At 42.7% G+C, this 23,021-nt stretch carries 16 protein-coding genes and 1 riboswitch; of the genes, 10 read left to right on the plus strand and 6 right to left on the minus strand.

What is annotated here, in order from left to right:
• Positions 1-33: 33 nt before the first annotated feature.
• The 3 genes from ACIQZD_RS20460 to ACIQZD_RS20470 form a co-directional block, all read right to left on the minus strand.
• Positions 34-2,028, minus strand: a complete 1,995-nt coding sequence (locus ACIQZD_RS20460) for a methyl-accepting chemotaxis protein (protein WP_402905911.1) — start codon at positions 2,026-2,028, stop codon at positions 34-36.
• A gap of 204 nt (positions 2,029-2,232) precedes the next feature.
• Positions 2,233-3,705 (minus strand): PH domain-containing protein, encoded by a 1,473-nt coding sequence (locus ACIQZD_RS20465; protein WP_402905913.1) that lies wholly within the window; start codon positions 3,703-3,705, stop codon positions 2,233-2,235.
• The gene (locus tag ACIQZD_RS20470; RefSeq protein WP_034305830.1) at positions 3,705-4,199 is read right to left on the minus strand and encodes a PH domain-containing protein; all 495 of its coding nucleotides are present in this window, start codon (positions 4,197-4,199) and stop codon (positions 3,705-3,707) included. Before ACIQZD_RS20470 ends, ACIQZD_RS20465 begins: the two co-directional genes overlap by 1 nt.
• 301 nt (positions 4,200-4,500) lie before the next feature.
• Between ACIQZD_RS20470 and dacB the strand changes: the two genes are divergently transcribed.
• The 3 genes from dacB (at position 4,501) to bluB (ending at position 7,588) form a co-directional block, all read left to right on the plus strand.
• Positions 4,501-5,922, plus strand: a complete 1,422-nt coding sequence (gene dacB, locus ACIQZD_RS20475) for a D-alanyl-D-alanine carboxypeptidase/D-alanyl-D-alanine endopeptidase (protein WP_402905916.1) — start codon at positions 4,501-4,503, stop codon at positions 5,920-5,922.
• Between the two features lie 327 nt (positions 5,923-6,249).
• Positions 6,250-6,855 (plus strand): uridine kinase family protein, encoded by a 606-nt coding sequence (locus ACIQZD_RS20480; RefSeq protein WP_402905918.1) that lies wholly within the window; start codon positions 6,250-6,252, stop codon positions 6,853-6,855.
• 91 nt (positions 6,856-6,946) lie between these two features.
• On the plus strand, positions 6,947-7,588 hold the full coding sequence (gene bluB / locus ACIQZD_RS20485) for a 5,6-dimethylbenzimidazole synthase (RefSeq protein ID WP_063235341.1): 642 nt from the start codon (positions 6,947-6,949) through the stop codon (positions 7,586-7,588).
• A 133-nt stretch (positions 7,589-7,721) separates the two neighbouring features.
• On the opposite strand, the gene rpoN is transcribed toward bluB, so the two are convergent.
• Positions 7,722-9,083 carry an RNA polymerase factor sigma-54 gene (gene rpoN / locus ACIQZD_RS20490; protein ID WP_402905920.1) on the minus strand — a complete coding sequence of 454 codons (1,362 nt, stop codon included), beginning with the start codon at positions 9,081-9,083 and terminating at the stop codon, positions 7,722-7,724.
• Between the two features lie 386 nt (positions 9,084-9,469).
• On the opposite strand from rpoN, the gene ACIQZD_RS20495 reads away from it, so the two are divergent.
• From ACIQZD_RS20495 to ACIQZD_RS20505, 3 genes are all read left to right on the plus strand, one after another.
• Positions 9,470-10,795, plus strand: a complete 1,326-nt coding sequence (locus tag ACIQZD_RS20495) for an aminotransferase family protein (RefSeq protein ID WP_402905922.1) — start codon at positions 9,470-9,472, stop codon at positions 10,793-10,795.
• Positions 10,796-10,813: 18 nt separating this feature from the next.
• Entirely contained in the window at positions 10,814-12,247 is a 1,434-nt protein-coding gene (locus ACIQZD_RS20500) for an aldehyde dehydrogenase family protein (RefSeq protein WP_402906252.1), read from the plus strand.
• A gap of 217 nt (positions 12,248-12,464) precedes the next feature.
• The gene (locus tag ACIQZD_RS20505) at positions 12,465-13,985 is read left to right on the plus strand and encodes an aldehyde dehydrogenase family protein (protein WP_230177866.1); all 1,521 of its coding nucleotides are present in this window, start codon (positions 12,465-12,467) and stop codon (positions 13,983-13,985) included.
• 223 nt (positions 13,986-14,208) lie between these two features.
• Here the strand turns inward: ACIQZD_RS20505 and ACIQZD_RS20510 are convergent, their stop codons facing one another.
• A complete protein-coding gene (locus ACIQZD_RS20510) occupies positions 14,209-16,257 on the minus strand; it encodes a molybdopterin oxidoreductase family protein (protein ID WP_402905924.1) in 2,049 nt (682 codons plus the stop codon).
• Positions 16,258-16,408: 151 nt separating this feature from the next.
• On the opposite strand from ACIQZD_RS20510, the gene putP reads away from it, so the two are divergent.
• The 4 genes from putP (at position 16,409) to megL (ending at position 21,920) form a co-directional block, all read left to right on the plus strand.
• Positions 16,409-17,878, plus strand: coding sequence for a sodium/proline symporter PutP (gene putP / locus ACIQZD_RS20515; RefSeq protein WP_402905926.1), 1,470 nt, complete (start codon positions 16,409-16,411; stop codon positions 17,876-17,878).
• Positions 17,879-17,992: 114 nt separating this feature from the next.
• The gene (locus ACIQZD_RS20520; protein WP_402905928.1) at positions 17,993-19,318 is read left to right on the plus strand and encodes an ATP-binding protein; all 1,326 of its coding nucleotides are present in this window, start codon (positions 17,993-17,995) and stop codon (positions 19,316-19,318) included.
• 47 nt (positions 19,319-19,365) lie between these two features.
• Positions 19,366-20,502, plus strand: coding sequence for a DEAD/DEAH box helicase (locus ACIQZD_RS20525; protein WP_402905930.1), 1,137 nt, complete (start codon positions 19,366-19,368; stop codon positions 20,500-20,502).
• A 242-nt stretch (positions 20,503-20,744) separates the two neighbouring features.
• Positions 20,745-21,920 carry a methionine gamma-lyase gene (gene megL / locus ACIQZD_RS20530; RefSeq protein WP_402905932.1) on the plus strand — a complete coding sequence of 392 codons (1,176 nt, stop codon included), beginning with the start codon at positions 20,745-20,747 and terminating at the stop codon, positions 21,918-21,920.
• Here the strand turns inward: megL and ACIQZD_RS20535 are convergent.
• The gene (locus ACIQZD_RS20535) at positions 21,917-22,654 is read right to left on the minus strand and encodes a TspO/MBR family protein (RefSeq protein WP_402905934.1); all 738 of its coding nucleotides are present in this window, start codon (positions 22,652-22,654) and stop codon (positions 21,917-21,919) included. The genes megL and ACIQZD_RS20535 overlap by 4 nt on opposite strands.
• Before the next feature lie 202 nt (positions 22,655-22,856).
• Positions 22,857-22,987: riboswitch (FMN riboswitch) on the plus strand.
• Positions 22,988-23,021 lie beyond the last annotated feature (34 nt).

Here is a 23,021-nt window from a genome sequence, read left to right on the forward strand (position 1 = left end):
GACGGATCCCTTAGGACCCGTCCTTTTTTTTGATTAGAATGTGAACTTCCTTATTTCTTTGTGCATTTCCTGGGATAGGGCATCCAATTCACTAGCCAGGGCATTTAATTGTTCCATGGAAGCATTCGTTTGTTCTACGGAAGCAGATACTTCTTCAGTTCCCGCTGCAGTTTCCTGACTGATCGAATTTAATTTTTCTGCATTGCTCGCCATCCGTGTGACCTCGTTTACCATATCGTTCATCATCTTTTTGATTTCGTCAAAATTGCTGAATGTGTTCGCGATGATGGATGCAATGTGACTGAAGGCATTTTCCGTATCCGCTACAGAAGTATCCTGAAGATGGATTTTTTGATTGACTTGATCGATCAAATGAACGGTATTGGTTGTATCGGTTTGCATGGCTTGAATGATTTGAGAGATTTCTTTTAGAGAGTTTTCCGTCTGTTCGGCCAATTTCTTCACTTCATCGGCAACAACTGCAAACCCTTTTCCGTGCTCACCAGCCCTGGCTGCTTCGATGGCAGCATTCAGGGCGAGTAAATTCGTTTGTCCTGCAATCCCGCTTATGGTCTTTACGATCGCACTAATATCATTTGATCGTGCATCCAATGATTTGACTGCCGTACTCATCTTATTGGATATCTGGGACGTTTCATTGAATTGTTGTTTCAGGCCTTGCACTTGAGTGATTCCGTTTTCGGAAGCCCTGAACATAGTTTCGGATTCCGTGGCCATTTTGCCCGTTTGCGCCTCAAGTTCATTGATTTTGTCAGCCAATAGCTTTACGGCCATTTCGTTAATCTGCCCGACTTCGATTTGGTCTATGGCACCGGCTGCTATTTGTTCCATCGTCATGGCCACCTCGTTAGCTGCCGCTGAATTTTCATCGGCACTAGCCACTAGCGTCATGGAGGAATCCGATACTTTATCGGAAAGGTTGTTGACAACCCCTAACATATGACTCATATTCCTGGTCATTAAGCTGGTGTCTTCTGCAAGTTGGCCTATCTCATCTTTCCTTGAAATGGAATTCCTGGAGGTGAAATCGCCGTCAGCCATTTTCCGTATGGATTCCTGCAGCTTTTTTATGGGATTCGTTAAAGAACGGGTGATGAAGATGGCAGATAGTGCAGTGACGGTGAAGACGATCAACAGTGTGATGATATTATCGATTATCATCGGGCTTGCACGGTCTATCACTTCATTTTCATCCATTACCCCTGCTATTCTCCATCCAGTGGTAGGATTTGTGGCGTATCCGACGATCCTGCTTTGCCCTTCAAATTCCTCGATCATTGACCCGGATTCACTTTTCATTTTTTTGAAAATATTTTCCTTTGATATATCCTGTTGAATTTTTTCCTTGTCTGGATGTGTAACGAATGACCCTTTCTTATCCAGCAAAACCGTATAGCCCGTTTCGCCGAATTTCGTTTGATTGACCATTGTGATCAATGTATCGATCGAGATGTCGACACCGAGCACGCCTATTAATTCATCACGATCATCATAAATGGCTTTTGCTGCCGTAATGACAAGTGTATCCGTCGCCTGATCAGTATAAGGTTCCGTCCAAATGGTCTTGTTTTTTTGTTTCAATGCGGATTGATACCAGTCCCTTTGTCTTGGATCAAAGTCAGCCGGCAATTCAGCTTTTGGGAATATTAATGTTTTTCCATCTTTCTCCGTGCCAAGGTATAAACCATTTATTTCAGAACTGCCTGACTGTGTATGGGAAAACTCATCCATTATGGATTCCGTGTTCTTGTCATAAGCACTCATGATAGGATACTTACCCAACCTATCCAATTGACTTTCCGTTTTTTGAAAGAAGATTTCGAAAGAATCGTTCATTGACTTGACTTGCTCTTCCGTCGTTCCGGTAAGTTCCTGGGTCGTCAACTCGATACTATTTTTATAGCTCATGTAGGAGATGGCCATTCCGCTTAACATGATCAAAGCTAAAAAAGGAATCAATATTTGTTTTTTTAGCGAATTAAAATACCAGTCTGTCAGTCTTTTCATATGTACAATTCTCCTTATATACCTCAAATTAATTTAGGCTTCTATAGATATTTCGGTCTGTTTTGACTTTTTTGAAGTTTAAAGTTAGAAAATTCCCAATATTAATTTGAGGGTGAGAGGGCGACATATATTCAAGGTATGAGGGGGATATAGAGGATAAAAAAAGAGCTGACTGCCGTCGTCAACTCTTTCATTCAATGATAACTATTCGACTTGGATATTTTTTGTCCTGTCCATATACCATGTGTAAAACTCGTCTGCATATTCAACGGATACATCTTGGAGCTTTGTATGGTGTACAGGCTTGGAGCGGTTGATCGTTTCAATTGTGGCAAGCCCGAAAAGCTTTTGCAGCTTCGAACGTTCCACCTCAATTTGAATGACCTTGCTTCTTTTGGTTATGAATAGTGATGTTTCCAAACTTCCGGCTTTGAACTGAATGAACTCTTCATTTATTAAGTAACGGCTATTTTTGTAATCCATTATTCTCAATGTATAAATGAGGACGAGTAGAATCAGTGAGATATACCATAGGGAGGGGGTGAAATAATAGATCGCCAATGTTGTGAGAATCCAGAAAAAGCTAGGCCGCAGCATTCGGATTTTTAAGGCCTGTTTCGATAGAGACTTCATTGACCGCTCCACTTTATAAGCGGGTAAAATCTCTTCTACCATCCCATATGCCCGTTCAATTGATAAAAAAGGATAGAGGGTGTTCGTTTCCAGCTCTTCATCACCGGTGCTTCCTGCACTGATCAGTTTCACTTCTGCCAACCCTAGCAATCTTTTAATGATTGATTGGGTGATTTCGACTGCTTGTACTTTTTCTTTCCGAATGGAAAAAGCAAATTCGTCCAGTACGCCTTTCTTGATATATATGCGCTCATGATCGGATGAAATTTCATATTTTCCATATTTAACGAATGTGGAAACGATTCCGAAGGCAACGGCGACACATATGAGGCCTGCAAAAACGATGGTAATGATCCACCATGAATCCAATAACTTGGCAAGAAACCCTTCGGCATTCTCCAAATCGATAAAATCATCGAGTGTACTATATAACGTAGCCAATATCGGGATAAGAGCCAGGAAGCTGAGTGATGTAAAGGAAGCTTTCAGCACATCTTGTTTGCTTGGCGTGAAGTGGATCGTTTTTTCATAAGCTGGTTCCATATCCTCAGCTATTCGTTCTTCGGGAATATCCGCTTCGATTACCGGAAGTTCCTGTATTGAAGCATATTCCCCCTCAAGCCGTTCGGCCTCTTTTCGGGAAATCATCTCGAAAGGTACGCTACCCTGATCACCAGTCATCCCCGTTTCGAATGTTAAAGAGGTCAATCTGAAAACCTTATGAAATAACGTCGTGCGTTGCTGGACATTCTGAACCTTATGAAGCGGGACAGTTCGATACGATTTCGAGAGAAGCCCTGAAGTAATATATAAGGTACCTTCTTTGATTTGGTATTTATATGTATACCATTTAAGGATGACAGAAATGACTTTCCAAATCAGATAAACTAGAAAGCCGATTTGGAGTACCTTCATATACATCTTTTCAGAACCGAAATTCAGGACATAAAGCATGATTATGAAAAATACATTTCCTTTCAGCAATTTCCAAAATTCGAACGGGATTTTGATAGGGTGTAATCGTTTTGCTTGTTCTTCCATCATTAATCCACTTCCTTAATTTTTGCAAAATGGGCAATTTTATCTCGTAATTCATACGCCTCTTTCTCGGGGATGGCTGGTATGTCATGAGAGTCGCCCATTGTTCCGATGCTTAGGGAATAAAGGTTGTATTTTCGCAAAAACGGTCCTTGGTTCAATTTGACGGATTGAACCTTCGTCATCGGAATGAGTTCATGCGTTTCACTCCAGGCTCCACGTTTTGTTTGAATGAATTCTTCGTTCACGTCGTAACGCCAATACTTTTGCAACAGTATCGGTTCAATGAAGATGGACCATATAGCATGGAAAAAAGATAATACGATAAGTCCGTTTAAAATCCATCCAATCCATTCTTTCCAAGTGAAATAATCATCAACAAATAATAGGATGCCAAGGACGGCGAGGATAATGAGATTGGTAATGGCTTCAGTCATCCGCCACACCTTCACTGATTCTTTGGATATTTTCTTCGTTGGTGGCTGTATCTTGGAATACATATATTCACTCCTTACTATGTCTTTATACTTATACGGATTATCTTACAAAAAAGTTCCCTATTATAAGTACATGTAAAGCAATTATGCAGCCGCATACCATGGAGTGGCGGCCGAATAATCCTGCAGTTTCCTGAGTATGTATATATAAGGACTTCTAGTGGAACTTTTTTTTTATATGACTGTAAATTGGACAAGATAGAAGTGGTGAGCTTTTAGAGAAGGAGTGATAGGTTTGACATACAAAAGGAAGTTGAGTTTTATATTCTTCCTGTTTTTGATTTGTTTTTTTAATGGAGGATCGATGCAAGCTGCGAATGATGATGGAAACATAGGGCAGGAAATTCAACAAATATTGGATGACTCGCCGGGATTGGCTGGGGCGTTAACGGGAATTTCCATCCGTTCAGCTGAAACGGGGGAAATGATATATGAACGGGGGTCGCAAACGAGATTGCGTCCTGCTTCGAACCTTAAGCTATTGACTGCAGCAGCTGCCCTGGAAACTTTAGGGGAAGATCATGCTTTTCAAACTGAACTATACATAAAAGGAGTGCAAGTTGGCCATGTTCTGCAGGGCAATGTGTACCTGAGGGGAAAAGGGGATCCCACATTATTGGAAAAGGATTTTGATGAGCTTGCAGCTTCACTGAAGCACAAACAAGTTAAGGTGGTGCATGGGGATCTTATAGGCGATGATTCTTGGTATGACGATGTTCGCTATTCCAAAGATTTAGTTTGGAGCGATGAACAGGAATATTACGGGGCGGCCGTTTCAGCTTTAACGGCTTCCCCGAATGAAGACTACGATACCGGTACCATCATCGTGGAGATATCACCTGGGAAAAAGGCTGGTAAAAGGGCAACGGTGAAGCTGAAGCCGGAAACGGATTATGTGAAGGTCATCAACAAAACGAAAACTGAATCGGAAGACGCTAATAACAAAATTGAAGTCGAACGGTCTCATGGCACACAAGTCATTACGGTGACCGGAACCATTCCGGAGCATGCCGGGGTGACCAAAGAGTGGATCTCGGTGAAAGATCCCACAGAATATGCCCTGAGCCTATTTGAAAACTCAATGAATAAACATGGAATTAAAGTGTTGGGAAAAAGGAAAAAAGGGAAAACGCCAGTAGGAGCGGATATGATTGCCACTCATCAGTCCATGCCGCTTTCACAACTGCTTATTCCTTTCATGAAATTGAGCAATAACAGCCATGCCGAAGTTTTGGTAAAGGAAATGGGCAAAGAGGCAGAAGGGGAGGGAAGTTGGAAGGACGGTTTGAAGGTTGCTCGAAATCAGCTGAAGAGTATGGGTCTCGATATGCATACGATCATGATGCGTGATGGATCTGGAATTTCCCAAGTCAATATGATTCCAGCGAATGAAATAACGAAGCTGCTGTATGCCGTACAGGAAAAAACGTGGTTTCCTGCTTACTTGAATGCCTTACCGATTGCAGGCAACGAAAATCGGATGGTGGGCGGTACGCTAAGAAAGAGGATGAAAGGGACATATGCAGCCGGGAATGTTCGTGCTAAAACAGGGACGATTTCAGGAACGAGCTCCTTATCGGGTTATGTGACGACCAAAAGAGGGGAAAAAGTTGTATTTTCGATCATCTTGAATAATTTTGTAGAAGAAAAAGGCATTACGGCAATCCAGGATAAGATAGCCGTAATGCTCGCAGAACAGGAAAACCTATTGGGAAGCGGCCATTAGTATCCATGGAAAGCTAAGTTGAAGTTCAGGATCTGCAGAAAACGGTCGGCATCAGACAAATCATTTTTATATAGTTTCCCAAACGACTGTTAGTGAGACGCGTGTAATCCAAGAGGAGTATACCCTGTCCAGCTTACTTCTGTTCGAAGAATCTTAAACGTTTTTCTTTAGTGGAGGACCTAATCTCTTATTTATTTGAAACAAGGTCCATATCGAAAATTGGATTTTATTAAATAACAGTACCTTCATATTAGTTTTTCTTTTATCCCCTCAAGGAAGGAATTTAAGGGAGGATGAATAGAAATAAGTAGTATAGGGGGAATGCTTATGAACTTTCCAACACTTAATGGACCGAATACGATTTGCAGTCTTATAGCTGAAATTCACGAAATTTCCAAAGAAAGATCTCTCTATATATTGGCCATAGATGGCCGGGGCGGGTCTGGAAAAAGTACACTCGCTGCCCGTATCCAAGCAGAATGTCCAGGCAGTGCGGTCGTACATATGGATGACTTTTATTTGCCATCATCGGATAGGGTTCAACTGCCTCCATCCCAAAAGCCGATTGGAGCGGATTATGATTGGGAACGTGTTTGTAACCAAATCCTAAAACCGCTTAAAGAGGGGAAAGAAGCAAAATATCAAAGGTATGATTGGGAAACGGACACTATGGCCGAATGGCATGAAGTTCCTGCTGGGGGCCTTGTCATTATAGAAGGAACTTATTCTATCCGTAAAGAATTGGCAGGGTACCATGATTTCACGATTTGGGTGGAATGTCCCCGTGATCAGCGTTTGAAACGTGGCCTTGAGCGGGATGGTGAAGATGCGCGTCAAATGTGGGAGGATAATTGGATGGTTCATGAAGATCTCTATGTGGGTGCGCAAAGGCCTCAAGAAAGAGCGAATCTTGTTGTGGACGGAACGAGCTGAGTCAGAGGATATTTTAATTGTAAGGGTTTACCTATAAAATAGATTGTATGTTTAGATAAATTTCTGGGGAGCCGGAAACAGGGGGGAAACTATGTTTACTAATGAAGAACAAGCTGCCGTATATAAAGCCATTTATAACCGAAGGGATATCAGGAGTTTTTTGCCAAAGCCCATTTCTAAGGATATACTCCGCAGAATTTTGGATGCTGCACATCATGCGCCGTCTGTAGGATTCATGCAACCTTGGAGTTTCATCGTGATTTCATCTCAGGAAACCAAAAACAGTTTGGCATGGGCAGCGGATAAAGAAAGAAGGGCACTCGCTATTCATTATGAAGGTGGTAAAGAAAATAAGTTTCTTAGTTTGAAAGTGGAAGGATTAAAGGAAGCACCGTACACTATTTGTGTTACATGCGACCCGACACGGGGCGGCTCCCATGTTTTAGGGAGGAACTCCATTCCGGAAACCGATATTCTATCCACGGCCTGCGCAATTCAAAATATGTGGCTGGCTGCCTGTGCGGAAGGATTGGCAATGGGTTGGGTAAGCTTTTATAAGAAAAATGATATTCGCGATATTTTGGAGATTCCGCCGCATATAGAACCCGTTGCACTCCTGTCGATTGGCTATACGGATCAATATCCGGATAAACCCATTCTTGAACTTGCTAATTGGGAAAAAAGAAGGCCGATGGATGAACTTATTTTCGAGGATAAATGGGGTAATAAATAAAACGATATATTTAAGATTCCAAAACTGTATATTAAGCCCCTGCTTCAGGGGTTTTTAGTTGTGAGGAAAATATAAAAGACTCTTACGAAAGATACATCTTTTGAAAGAGTCTTTTTAAAAATTTGGTTTGATTTTAAAATCTGCGCCGTTTTGAAGATCCAGGTATACCGAGATCTTCACGGTATTTTGCAATAGTGCGGCGGGAGATCTTGGTTCCCTCATTTTCGAATATTTGACAAAGTTTCTGATCTGAAAAAGGCCTTATCTTATCTTCATCGGCAATCAATACCTTTATTTTTTCTTTGATGGTGGTCGTTGATTCGGTTGCTGGGCTGTTCACGCGGTGTAACCCTCTAGTAAAGAAGTTCCTTAGTTTAAAGAGGCCATGCGGCGTCTGGATATATTTATTGCTCGTCGCCCTGCTGATTGTTGATTCATGAAGGAGAAGTTTTTCCGAAATGTCTTTCAGTGTCATAGGTTTTAATCCCGTAATTCCCTTCATGAAAAACTCTCGCTGCTCGTCCACGATTGACGCTGTCACTTTGTAAAGTGTCATTTGCCTTTGTTCGAGCCCTTTTAAAAGTAATTGGGCATCATTTATGTGCCCCTTTATATAATCTTTAGCTGGATTAACAGAATTCATAGTAACGTGGTCCTTGTAGTAAGGATTGATGGAAAGTTTAGGTGTGAAGCTATCGTTGACCGTTATCAGAAAACCTTCTTTATCTTTTTCCACGTAAACGTCCGGAACGATGTAATGAGTCATATCATCGGAAAAGTGACTGACTGGACGCGGGTTTAACGTACGGATGAAATCCGAGGCCTCTTGTACTTCCTGAACGGTCACTTGGTAAAGGCCGGCAATTTTCCTGTAGCGTTTTTCTGCTAAATCCGTTAAATGCTTTTTAACGATCTTATACGCCAATTCATTGTAATCCTCATGCTCACGCAGCTGAATGAGTAAACAGTCGGTCAGATCTTTAGCCCCAACTCCAATGGGGTCAAGGGACTGCAATACTTGAATCATATTTTCGATTTCTTCCACGGACACGGAAAAATGCGAGGCAGCCCAATTGGCATCCAATTCAAGAAATCCATATTCATTTAAGTTCCCAATCAAGAATCGGAGAATTTTCTTTTCAAATGCTTTCAACGAACTTAGTAAACTCAATTGTTCCAGTAAATGGCTTTCCAGTGTTTCTGTGTTGATTGAATAATTGTTGATAGGGTTGTAATCATTGTCTCCGTTGAAACTTTTACTTTTAGAGGACCGTATCTGAGAATTTATTTTATGTGTATGAATGCTGGATTCAGAAAGTGTTGCGAGGGGTTCTTTAAAGCTAATTTCGAGAACGGGATTTTCGTTAGCCTGTCGGTTCAGGAAATCTATCAGTTCATGGGTGGAGTATTGAAGGATATTGATCGATTGCTGTAATTCAGGGGTTAATGACAATTTCAATGTTTGTTTTTGGTACAGTTCAAATCCTACCTGCATATATATCAACTTCTTTCGTTTAGATTAACATATCGGCTCAAAAGGAATGAAAAAATATTAACGTGATAATAATACAAATCTTCCGAAAATTCAACATTGTGTGTCAGGTTTTATAACATCAATTAGAAAATAAAGAGGGGGATTCAAAAATTTGTGTAAATTAATATTTAATTAATGAATGGGTGTTGAGTAATTCAAATTCGAATCAAATGATTTGTATATGAATCAACATACACTCTTAATGATTCATCTATGAATCATTTTAACTTGAATACCTTTCATATAAGGCTCATATAATTTGGCATGCATCTTGCTATATCTATATATATAAATATAAAAATAAACTAGCTTGAAAAAAATCCATACATGAGAAGGGTGTTTTTTACATGATTAAAGAGACGACGGGTATTCAGGAATTAATCGATTTGGATAAAAAGCATTTTATCCATCCGACTACGGCAATTGAACAACAGCAGGCAGATGGTCCAAGTTTCATCTTTAAGGAAGGAAAGGGAATATATCTTACGGATGTAACGGGCAGGACTGTCATTGATGGCATGGCTTCACTTTGGAATGTGAATATTGGACATGGACAAGAAGAGATGGCTGATGTCGCGAAGGAACAAATGGCGAAGTTAGCTTTCACCTCAAGTTTCGCCACTTTCAGCAATGAGCCGGCAATCCGTTTAGCGGCCAAAATCGCTTCCATCGCGCCTGGGGATTTGAATGCAGTTTTCTTCACTTCAGGTGGATCGGAGTCGAATGATACGGCCATCAAGCTTGCTCGACATTACTGGCTTTTGAAAGGGCAGCCTAATCGTCAAAAAATCATTTCCCGCTCGAAATCTTATCATGGAGTGGCAATGGGAGCCACAAGTGCGACTGGCCTAAAGCCGTTCCGAGACTTTACGAATTCAATCGCACCGGATTTTTACCATGTGGACGGTTCCTCCATTGAGGAGTTGCGTAAGGTCATAGAACAGGAAGGACCGGAAACGATTGCGGCATTTATCGCTGAACCGATTCAAGGGGCCGGCGGCGTGAACCTTCCTCCTGAAGGCTATTTTAAAGAAGTAAGGGAGATATGTAATGAATACGGCATTTTAATGGTGACGGATGAAGTCATTACAGGTTTCGGAAGAACAGGGACTTATTTTGGGATTGAACACTTTGGTGTTGTACCTGATATGATGTGCTTTGCAAAAGGTGTGACAAGCGGATATGCACAGTTAGGCGGGGTCGTCCTGAATGATAAAATGCATCAGGATTTCATTGCCCTTTCAAAAGGCACGCTTTTACACGGCTACACATACAGTGGCCATCCTATGGCTTGTGCGGTTGCTTTGAAAAATATTGAAATAATTGAACGTGAAAACCTGATAGAAAACTCGAAACAGCGTGGTGAAGAGTTGCTTGCCGGCTTTAAGAAGCTTCAAAGCAAACATCCGATTATTGGTGATGTCAGGGCACTTGGATTAATTGGAGGCATCTCCATCGTAAAGGACAAACGAACAGGCGAAGGCTTTGAGACACAGCTTGCTCCAAGGTTGGTTGCTGAAGCGGCGAAGAATGGTTTGATTTGCCGGTCTGTTACGTTTGATCAAGATACACTCGTATTCGCACCGCCTTTAATCATTACTAAATCGGAAGTCGAAAGAATAATTGAAATCCTTGATGAGACATTTACTGCTGTCGAAAAAGAAATTTTATAAGAGGTGAAAGTTATGGTCATGACGGAAACGCTGAAAAAGAAATTATTCATTAATGGTAAATGGCAAGAAGCTGAAAAGTTCACGACACTAAAGTCTCCTTATAGCGGGGAAGTTCTAGCGGAGATTCCTTCGGCAAGCCTTGAAGATGTCGAGTTGGCAATAGAATCAGCCTATCAAGCTAGAAAAACAATGGCAGCTTTACCTAGTCATAAACGTGCTGCCATACTTGAAAAGCTTGCGGGCCTTTTGGAAAGCCGCAAAGATGAGGCAGCTGAAATAATTGCTAAAGAGGCAGCGAAACCGATTAAAACGGCAATGGTTGAAGTATCCCGGACGATTGCCACATATAAATTTGCAGCAGAGGAAGCAAAACGGATTCATGGAGAAACATTGACGATGGATGCTACAGCTGACGGAGAAGGAAGAATAGGATACACAGTCCGTGAGCCTCTAGGTGTCGTGGGTGCGATTACGCCTTTTAATTTTCCGATGAACCTGGTTGCCCATAAAGTAGGCCCGGCGATTGCTGCCGGAAATACACTTGTCCTGAAACCTGCGAGCCAAACACCGCTATCTTCGCTATTTCTTGCTGAACTCTTAGCCGAAACGGATTTGCCGGCAGGTGCGTTTAATTTAGTTACCGGAAGCGGCTCGGTAATCGGTGATAAATTAGTCACCGATTCACGGGTGAAGAGCATTTCATTTACCGGAAGTCCGGCTGTCGGAATCGGGATCCGTAATAAGGCCGGGTTAAAGAAAGTGAGTCTTGAACTAGGTTCGAATGCGGCTGTCATTGTTGATAAAGGGATTGATATCGATAAAATCATCCAACGCTGTGTATCGGCAGCATTCGCTTTTCAAGGGCAGGTCTGTATTTCCTTACAGCGTGCATATGTTCATGAAGAGGTATATGATGAGTTTGTCAAAAAATTCACAGAAGCAACGAATGGCTTGAAACTTGGAGATTCTTTGGACCCGTCGGTGGATATTTCGGCATTGATCAGTGCTGGTGATGTACAGCGAAGCCTGGATTGGATCGCTGAAGCTAAACAACACGGTGCGATTGTTGCAGCAGGAGGCAAATCTGAAGGAAATATCCTGCATCCAACTGTGTTGCTGGAAGTGGATGCAATGCTTAAGGTATCTTGTCAGGAAGTCTTCGCTCCAATTGTTTTGATCAATAAGATTTCTTCCGTTGAGGAAGCGATTGACTTGGTCAATGATTCCGAATTCGGATTGCAGGCCGGGATTTACACAGAAAATATCAATCTGGCTCTTTCTGCCGCAGAAAAATTGGAAGTCGGCGGTGTTATCATTAATGATATCCCAACTTACCGTGTCGACAACATGCCATATGGCGGAGTCAAAAAAAGCGGAACTGGCCGCGAAGGGCTGAAATATGCCATTGAAGAAATGACGGAAATGAAATTGGTCATTATTAACCGGAATTAATCAGAAAAGAGGTGAGCAGCTGCTCATCTCTTTTTTCTATGAATCTTGAAAGAGTTTGGCCCATGAGTTATGCAAAAATGAATAAGTAATTCACGACTGAATTTAAATGAGACAGGAAAGGGCAAAAAACCGTGAGTTACCTAATATTTCAAACTGGCATGAATCTTGCTCATATCTAATATATAGGTAGATAACTTAAAATCGAGGAGGAAATTACATGCAGGAAACTTTGCAAAATAACAAGAAGAAAGAAGGAACGGGAGCACTGGACTTAAAGATGTTCATCAATGGGGAATGGGTGAATTCGACTTCAGGTGAGAAGAGGGATGTATTGAATCCGGCTACAGGGGAAGTTATTGCCAAAGCTGCGGAAGGAACACAGGAAGATGTGGATGCAGCGGTCGAGGCAGCAAAATATGCTTTCTATGAAGGTGGTTGGTGGGGAACTCCTGCAGTGGAAAGAGCTCGCATTTTATTCAAAATAGCCGACAAAATAGAAGAAAAAGCTGAAGAACTAGCTGCGTTGGAAACATTGGATAATGGGAAACCATTGCGTGAGGCTCGTTATGATATCGCTGATTCAGCAGCCTGTTTTAGATATTATGCAGGATTGGCTACAAAACCGACAGGTCAGACTTTTGAAGTTCCTGACGGCCAGCAAGCGATGGTCGTAAGGGAACCAATCGGTGTATGCGGGCAGATCGTTCCATGGAATTTCCCGCTAATGATGTCAGCCTGGAAACTGGCTCCGGCGCTTGCAGCAGGAAATTCCGTTGTATTCAAACCATCTGAGATCACTCCGGTGACAGCGGTCAAACTATTTGAAATCATGGATGAAGTCGGATTGCCAAAGGGTGTCGCAAACCTTGTCTTAGGAGCGGGGCCAGTTGTCGGACAAGCCATTGCCGAACATGAGGAAATCGATAAAGTAGCCTTTACGGGAGGAACGGCAACAGGACGTAAGATCATGGAGGCTTCACTGGGTAACCTAAAGAAAGTGACATTGGAGCTCGGCGGGAAATCGCCTAATATCGTATTTGCGGACTCTGACTTTGAGACTGCAGTTGATTATGCTCTATACGGGATTTTCTGTAATCAAGGACAAGTGTGCTCAGCAGGCTCCCGTTTGTTGTTGGAAGAGTCCATTTACGATCAGTTCATTGCAAGTCTTACTGCGAAGGCGAAAAAGATCAAAGTAGGTTCAGGTTCTGATGAAAACAGCCAGATGGGACCTATCGTTTCAGAAGCCCATATGAACAAAATATTATCGTATATCCAAATCGGAAAAGAAGAAGGCGCCAAATTAATCGTCGGTGGAAATCGAATTAAAGAAGAAGGCATGGATAAAGGTTACTTTGTCGAACCTACTATTTTTGTTGATACGACACCGGACATGCGGATTGTGCAGGAAGAAATTTTTGGTCCGGTGCTTGTCGTTCAAAAATTCAAGGATGAAGCGGAAGCTCTTCGACTTGCCAATGATACGAAATATGGTTTAGCGGGAGCGGTGTTCACGAATGATATCGCAAAAGCATACCGTGTCATTAAAAAAGTGCGTGCCGGCATCACATGGATTAACTCATATCATCCAACTTATAACGAAGCTCCTTGGGGAGGGTTCAAGCAAAGCGGAAATGGACGCGAACTGGGAACTTTCGGTTACGAAGCTTATACGGAAGTGAAGCAAATCAATAACAACTTGGATATCCAGCCAACAGGCTGGTTTGATGAAGAGTAAATAGCTTGACGAAAAGGCTGTTCCTTAGGGAACAGCCTTTTTTGTGGAATCGAGATATAATCCGGAAAATCGCAGATAAAATGCCGGAACCGGAGATATAATCCGAGAATCGCAGATAAAATGCCAGAATCGGAGATATAATTCGATAATCGCAGATAAAACTCCGGAATCGCAAATATAATTCCGGAATCGCAGCTATATTCAAAGATTGCTCAACGTTGACCTACTCTTGTTGGACTTTTTCAAGATCCACCCGTCCTGAGAAGAAAACGGCGCCATTACCCATATCTGCGAGGCGATCTGGGGTAAGGGAATTGATGTGTTGCTTTGTTTCGGGCGTATTCTGCCACAAGCCTTGGCTGACAAGAACGCCTGGTAACACATTTTCACCGGGAGCAGCGGTAAGCAAACATTCACCGCGACCGTTCCAGATTTTTACGATATCTCCGGGGGCTATCCCCATTGTTTTGGCATCAGCGGCATTCATGTGCAGTTTCGGTTCCTTTTCCATGGAGATATGTTTGGCATTATTTGAAAAGGTTGAATTCAAGAAATTGTGATTAGGTGCCGGAATGAATAAAAATGGCAGGTCGCTGTCTTTAATGATTGGCGTATATGTTGGCAAAGGCTCGTATCCATCCCGCTTCATCCGTTCGGAATAAAGTTCGATTTTACCGCTTGGTGTCGGGAGTTTGCCTGGGAACATCGGCCGCATTTTGGCTTTGACAAATTGATTCCTTGAAAGGGAGTCATAGGTGATGCCTTCCAAATGCGGGTTGTCGGGAAAATCCAGCGCCTGCCGTATCATATCTTCCTCTGAATCTCTAAATGCTTGTTCCTCAAATCCCATTCCAACAGCCAACAGTTTGAACAATTCAACATTCGATTTCGATTCGCCATATTTTTCGACTACAGGTTTTTGTATTTGGACGTAATTATGCCAGTATGAATTATAAAAATCCTCCGTTTCATAAGATGACGTGGCAGGAAGGACGAGGTCGGCAAACATGGCCGTATCGGTTAAGAATAGATCATGGACCACTGTGAATAGATCTTCCCGCATTAGACCTTCCTGTACCTTATTTGCATTCGGAGCGACAAGTGCTGGGTTGGAGCCGTATACAAACATGGAGCGAATCGGGTTTTCTTTTTCCAGAAGAGCTTGCCCGATTTGGTTCATATTAATGGTCCGGGTAGCTTTATTTTGCAATAAATCCGGACGTCTTAAGGCATTTGTATTAAACGCGAGATATCCTGAATTCCCTTTGATGGCTCCGCCGCCTTCCGCCATCCATTGGCCGGTAAGTGCAGGCAGGCAGGCAATGGTGCGTACTGCCATCCCGCCATTGTCATGGTGCTGCAGGCCATTGCCTATCCGTACGAAAGATGGACTGGTCGTGCCATACATCCTGGCTAATTCATATAAGTCATCAATTGGAACGCCAGTGATTGCGGAGACCGTCGCAGGGTCATATTGGCGGACGTGTTCGCGCAATTCAGCAGCACCCACTGTGTATTCATCGAGAAAGGGCTGGTCGACTAGATTCTCGGCATATAGGATATGCATTAATCCGAGGGCGAGCGCACTATCTGTACCAGGCAGAATCGGAATGAACCAATCCGCCCACTTGCCGGTTTGGTTTTTATGTACGTCAATGACAACTACTTTGGCCCCGTTTTTTCGGGCTTGCTGGGCAAGCGTTACTTGGTGCATATTTGTGCTCACAGCGTTAATGCCCCACATGATGAAAAGCTTTGTATGAATCGTTTCTTCTGGGTCGGTGCCGAATGAACCACCCATTGTATAGCTGTATCCGACTGAGCCGGCCGCGTTACAAATGGAACGTTCAAGCATGCTTGCACCTAGCTTGTGGAAAAAACGGCGATCCATCCCCTCAGCGCTAAGATTGCCCATGTTTCCGTAAAAGCTGTAGGGAAGTATGCTTTCCGGACCGTGCATATCGATCAGGTCTTTCCATTTGGAAGTGATTGTGTCAATGGCTTCTTCCCAGCTGATTGGAGCGAATTTCCCTTCTCCTTTCGGACCGATGCGCTTTAATGGCTGTTTTAAGCGATTGGGGTCATATAGACGGGCAGTCATGTTGCGGACTTTGTTGCAAATATTCCCTTTTGTGACTGGATGATCAGGGTCTCCTTGAACTTTAATGATTTTCCCGTCTTTTTTGTGCAGCAGTAAACCACATTGATCAGGACAGTCAAGAGAGCAAACAGAGGGAAAGACTCCATCTGGCTGATTGATATAGGATTGCATGGGGTATTCCTCCTAATAATTTAATCTAATAAAATGAATTTTCTTAATTATATTGAAAGTGAAATCGATGAAAGGTGCAAGAACTTCTTAACATATGTTTTTTTTTCTGATAAGCTTACAAGATGAAAAATTAACCTAGGGGGATTCATTTTTGGATTACGGAATTATAATATCAATTGGAATATACATGGCAGGCATGCTGTTAATTGGTTATTTGGCCTATCGGAAAACGGCAAACTTAACCGATTACATGCTTGGCGGACGGAACTTGGGCCCGGCTGTAACTGCATTGAGTGCAGGTGCTTCCGATATGAGCGGCTGGCTGTTGATGGGTCTTCCGGGTGCAATGTACATAAGCGGGTTGAGTGCTGGCTGGATTGTCGTCGGCCTGTGTGCAGGGTCTTATTTAAACTGGCTATTCGTGGCACCAAGACTTAGGACATATACGGAAGTGGCCGGCAATTCGATTACGATTCCCGACTTTTTGGGAAATCGGTTCAAGGATGGCTCCCGGGTCTTAAAAGTGGTATCGGCATCGGTCATTTTAATTTTCTTCACCTTTTACACATCTTCAGGAATGGTAGCAGGCGGTGAGCTTTTCCGCACGGCTTTCAATTTGGATTACCGGTGGGGCATTTGGCTGACGGCGAGCGTCGTTATTCTTTATACATTATTCGGCGGATTCCTGGCTGTTAGCTGGACGGACTTCGTACAAGGTACGATTATGTTCATTGCCTTAATTCTAGTCCCGGTTGTCACGATTGTAAATATTGGTGGCTGGGATCCCACCTTCAATGAAATAAATTCGATCAACCCGAATTTAATGCATGTTTTTGAAGGAACATCGACCATTGGCATCATATCTCTTCTGGCATGGGGGCTTGGTTATTTCGGGCAGCCTCATATAATCGTTCGATTCATGGCGGTTTCATCTGTTAAAGAATTGAAAAGTGCACGGCGAATCGGTATGGGCTGGATGATTTTTGCCATCGTCGGAGCGATGTTCACCGGGTTGGTGGGGATTGCTTATTTTAACCTGACAAGCAGTCCTTTAGGGGAAAAAAATGCTGAGTCCGTCTTCATCATTTTAGCTAAAGAACTGTTTCCTTCCCTAATTACAGGCTTTTTGTTGGCTGCGATTTTAGCAGCGGTCATGAGTACGATTGCATCTCAGCTGTTAGTATCGGCAAGTGCCCTGACCGATGATTTCTATAAGCAGTTCATTCGGCCGAAGGCATCTGATAAGGAATTAGTTCTGGTAGGTCGGTTTGGTGTATTGGCGATATCTGCCATTGCCCTAATATTGGCGTTTAACCCAAGCGGTACGATCCTAAAATTGGTGGGTTATGCATGGGCTGGTTTCGGAGCGGCATTCGGGCCGGTCATTCTGTTAAGCCTCTACTGGAAACGGATGACGAAATGGGGTGCCCTGGCGGGAATGATTGTCGGTACGGCAACCGTGATCGTCTGGGATATGATCGATAAGTTCGCTGAAGTATACGAAATCATTCCTGGTTTCATCGCTGGTTCAATAGCAGTGGTCGTTTTCAGCTTATTATCGGCCAAGCCTACAAAAGATATAGAAGAAGAATTCAATCAAGCCATTAAAAACCTCTCTTGATCATTGAAGGTCCAGTTAAAATGCTCTGGATTTTTTAGCGATATAAAACAATGATTGCAATATATATGGTACAATATCGATAGAGTCCTTATGTTGAAAACATGAGGGCTTTTTTTGAGTGATTTGGGAATAATAAACCTAAAACAATACAAAGGAAAAAATATGAACCAATCTCATAAAATTGCATGTAAAGTGGCTTTTATATATATAACCATTGGTGTCTTATGGATTGTCGTTACGGATTACATCTCTATGACACAGGCAAGGGCAGATGTTCAGATATATGCAATGTTTCAACATTCCAAAGGATGGATGTTCATTTTCATTACCGGGCTTTTCCTATACTTCATAATCAGATATTGGACGGGGAAAATGTTGAGGTCCCAACAGGAATTCATTCTGAAGGATGAACAGTATCGGTCGCTGTTCAAGCATAACCCGGATTGTGTCCTTGAGCTGAATCTCGAAGGAAATGTTGTTTCGCTAAACCCGGAAGCTGAGAAACTGTTGGGTCATAATAGTGACAATTTGAAAGGCAAGAATGCGAATCATCTCCTCAACTGGAATGAAAGTGATAAAGTATCTGAATTCTTTTTACAGTCCCTTCAAGGAGAGGCTGTTAAATTCGAAACGACCATCCAGAATAGCAGTGATGAAAAACGGATAATCCGTGTGACTTTTTTACCGATCATCGTTCACGCTGAAATGCTAGGGGTATATGCAATCGTTAGGGATATTACTGAATTGCGGCGCGAAGAGGAATTGATGATCATGTCTGAAAAGCTATCTGTTATCGGACATCTGGCTGCCGCCGTCGCTCATGAGATAAGGAATCCACTGACATCGTTAAAAGGATTCGTGCAGTTAATGGATATGACCCAGGAAGTAAACCCGCTGCATTCCGATATCATGCTGAAGGAAATTGACCGAATCAATATTATCTCAAGCGAACTCTTGGTTCTCGGGAAGAAACAGGATGTCGCATTTCTTAAGATCGATCTTGCCGACAGCTTACAGCAGGTATTCACGTTGATGAAAGCAGAAACGAATTTGAATAATATCGAAATGGGGTTCAGGGTTAAAACTGCCGAACCGATTTATATTATGGCTGATTCAATTGAACTTAAACAGTTGGTAATCAATATCATAAAGAACAGCATTGAAGCGATAAAGGATAATGGGGAAATTGAAATTTCGCTGCAAATCATCGATGGACAAGCTGTAGTCAGCGTGAGTGATAATGGCATGGGAATGGGGCCCGAGCGCCTTGAACGGATTGGTGAGCCTTTTTACTCCACGAAGGAAAAGGGCACAGGGATCGGGCTTGCAATTTGCCGGAAGATCGTTCATCGCCTTCATGGGGAAATGGATTTTGAAAGTGAGATAAACAAAGGGACGACGGTTACAATTCGCATTCCGTTGGCTACTGGACAAGAATAAATGGTACTATGAAAGATAGGAAAAGTTTTATATTAAAGGAGAACGATATGAGCGAATTACCTGCATTAATAAACGATAGAAAACCATATATACAAGAGGTCTGGAAAAAGTCCGGATTCGGACAACTCACCCCGATTCAAACGAAAGCGATTCCCGTGATTGTCGAGGGAAAAGATATCATGGCCGAATCACCGACAGGTACAGGAAAAACATTAGCATATTTACTGCCTTTGCTGGAAAAGATAGATCCTGAAAAAAAATCGCCCCAAGCTTTGATTTTGGCATCATCACGAGAACTGGTCATGCAAATCAATGAAGAAATTCGCATTTGGTCAGAGGGAAGCGGCATTACGGGTGCAGCATTCATCGGCGGTGCTAATGTGAAAAGGCAGTTGGACAAACTGAAGAAGCGTCCACAGGTGATTGCTGGAACACCGGGACGGATATTCGAATTGATTGCCCAAAAGAAATTGAAGATGCATGAAGTTAAGACGATAGTACTTGATGAAGGTGACCAATTGATCACTCCGGAGCATATGGGAACGATCAATAATATTATCAAAACAACGCTAAAAGACCGGCAAATCATGGTGTTTTCAGCGACCCTGCCGGAGGAAACGGAAAAAGCGGCCAGGGGATTCATGAATGAACCCGAAATGATCAAGGTTGATAAGCATGAAAAAATGGAATCAAAGGTGGACCATCTTTACTTTGTTGTTGAGAGACGGGAAAAGTCAAAGATTCTGGAGAAAATCACAAGACTTAAAGATGTGAAGGCCCTTGCCTTCCTGAATGATATAGCAGAGCTGAGCGTCTTACATGAAAAGCTGAGCTATAAAGGTATTGAAATGGGCGTGCTTCATGGCGAATCCAATAAAGTCGACAGGGAGAAAGCGCTGCGCAAGCTTCGTTCCGGAAAATCCCCGATGCTGATAGCAACGGATGTAGCGGCAAGGGGGCTGGATATTAAAGGCCTTACTGCGGTCGTTCATATTGATATGGCTGACAACATCGAACAATATATCCATAGATCAGGGAGAACTGGGCGTGCTGGTGCAGATGGCACTGTCATTTCAATCGTAACGGAAAGAGAAGAGCGAGAGTTGAAAAAAATGGCTCGTGAACTGGAGCTACCATTAACGAGAGTAACCTTCTATGGTGGAAACATCGTAGTCGATGAATGATTCGGAAAAAGGGACGGCCATGGCGGCTGTCCCTTTTTTACGAATGCCCGTAGGATTAAAATTATAAGAGTTGCTCAATTTGTAGAATCCAAATGAACTTATTCATCTATTGCCCTCGAGAAATCATATTATATTTACTATTAGGGGTTCATTTATGGGTGATAATCATGAATGAAAACGCTTCCTTTATATGGGTTTTTGACATATGATAGCAATAGAGACATAGGTTAGGAGGAGACGGTATGACAGGAAAGTATAAACAGTTTGAAACGGCAGTCATCCATGAAGGATATGACTCGAAGAAGCATTTAGGAAGCTTGGCAACACCCTTATTCCAAACTTCAACATTCACTTTCGAAAATGCCGAGCAAGGGGAGAGGCGTTTCGCCGGTATGGAAGATGGATATATATATTCACGACTTGGAAATCCAACGGTACAGGTGCTTGAAGAAAAGATTGCCGCTTTGGAAGGCGGGGAAGCTGGCCTTGCTTTCGGTTCAGGCATGGCTGCCGTTTCAGCTGTGCTTTTTGCGCTAACAAAGACAGATGACCACATCCTGTGCTCACAGGGGTTATATGGTTGTACATTTGGCCTTCTGCAGCTAATGAAAAATAAATACCGCATCACTCATGATTTTTGTGAAATGGATACAGAAGAACAGGTAAGGAAAATGATCCGGCCGGAAACGACCTGCATCTATGTAGAAACCCCGATCAATCCGACGATGAAAATGATTGACTTACAGATGGTGGTGAAAGTTGCGAAGGAATATAATGTGACGGTCGTAGTGGATAATACGTTTTCGACGCCATACCTACAGAGACCGCTTGAGTATGGCTGTGATATCGTCCTTCATAGCGCTACGAAATATCTTTGCGGGCATGGGGATGTCGTTGCAGGACTTGTTGTAGGTAAGAAGGAATTCATGAATCAGGTAGCAGGGACTACACAGAAGGATATCGGTGGAATCATTTCACCATTCGATGCCTGGTTACTATTGCGGGGGTTAAAGACCTTGCCTGTCAGGATGGACCGTCATTCGGCCAACGCAATGGAAATCTTTCATGAACTCAAGAAACATCCAAAGGTGAAAAAGGTATATTATCCAGGTGATGAAGCTTCACCGGGTCATTATATAATGCAAAAACAGATGAAACATGGCGGCGGCCTTATCTCTTTCGAATTGCATGGCACAAAACAGGATGCACAGGAATTCCTCAATAAATTGAAACTAATAAAAATTGCCGTAAGTCTTGGGGATGCGGAAACATTGATCCAGCATCCCGCTACCATGACGCACTCTGCCGTTCCTGAAGATTCACGGAAACAAATGGGCATCAGTGACCAGCTGGTCCGTCTCTCAGTTGGCCTAGAAGCTTGGCAGGATGTCTGGCAAGATCTTCAGCAAGCATTTTAGGCTGCCATTTTCCTTCTATTTTTAATGAAGATGGTGATGGATACGATAAAAGTGATGACAGCCAGGATATAAGAAATGTCCGTAATTACCGGATAGGCGGAGCTATTTCGTATCCCGATGCCTATGAACGCCCAAACGAATACGAGAGGATAGCACCAATCCCGGTTTTTACCTGCAAAGACAAAAGCCAGGATTGTTGCTGCAATCAGCAGGACGATCGTCCAGGCTAAACTTGAAACCCCAAAACCGTCCCATTTGATATACGTGAGGTAATAAGAAATGTCAGCAATCGTTGCAACACTTACCCAGCTTGTATAAACGGAAAACGGAAATAGGTCGAAAGGAGTGTGCTCCACTTTTTTTATGCTTGTATAAATGACCATTAAACTAGCCAAAAGAGCAATGATAATGAATACGGATAACAAAAAGTGTTCATAGTGCCAAGCCAAAAGCCAAGCGCCATTCAAGACACAGCTTAAAGCGAACCAAGGGAAGGATGCCTTATAAGCAGGGCTGTTTTGATGTTTGCTTAAAAACTGCCTGAATACCCAGATGGCGAGCAGGAAATAGATAAAGCCCCATATGGAAAATACATATCCGGCAGGAGTGAAAAGGACATCAAGTTTATCGGAAATCTCTCCTGATGTCTGGCCGTTCAATGGCAGGAAATTAGCTAAAAAATTCATCGTGACGACGAACAGATAGAAAATCAAGTTGATGATGGAAATAAGCATAAGGCTTCCTCCTTATATGAATTGTGATCCTCTAACCTTATTCCACATATTTAGCCTGATTAACCTCTTTAGAGCACATCGGGGACTTTTGAGGTCGTTTTTCCATAAAGAGAGGAAGTTTCTGTAACAATTGAACCATTTAAGGTTAGAAATTTTACATCTTCACTTTATGGTGATAAAATATTCAAAGATTGATATTATTTTAGTCCTTCGGGGTCGGGTGAAAATCCCAACCGGCGGTGATGAAGAAATTCTAAGCCCGCGAGCCTGTTAAAGGCAGGATTTGGTGAGATTCCAAAGCCGACAGTAAAGTCTGGATGGGAGAAGGACGTGTGGAACCCAAGTGTATACGTACGCCTAATTTTTC

The sequence above is a fragment of the Peribacillus sp. NPDC096447 genome, from assembly GCF_044762725.1.
Lineage (GTDB): Bacteria > Bacillota > Bacilli > Bacillales > DSM-1321 > Peribacillus.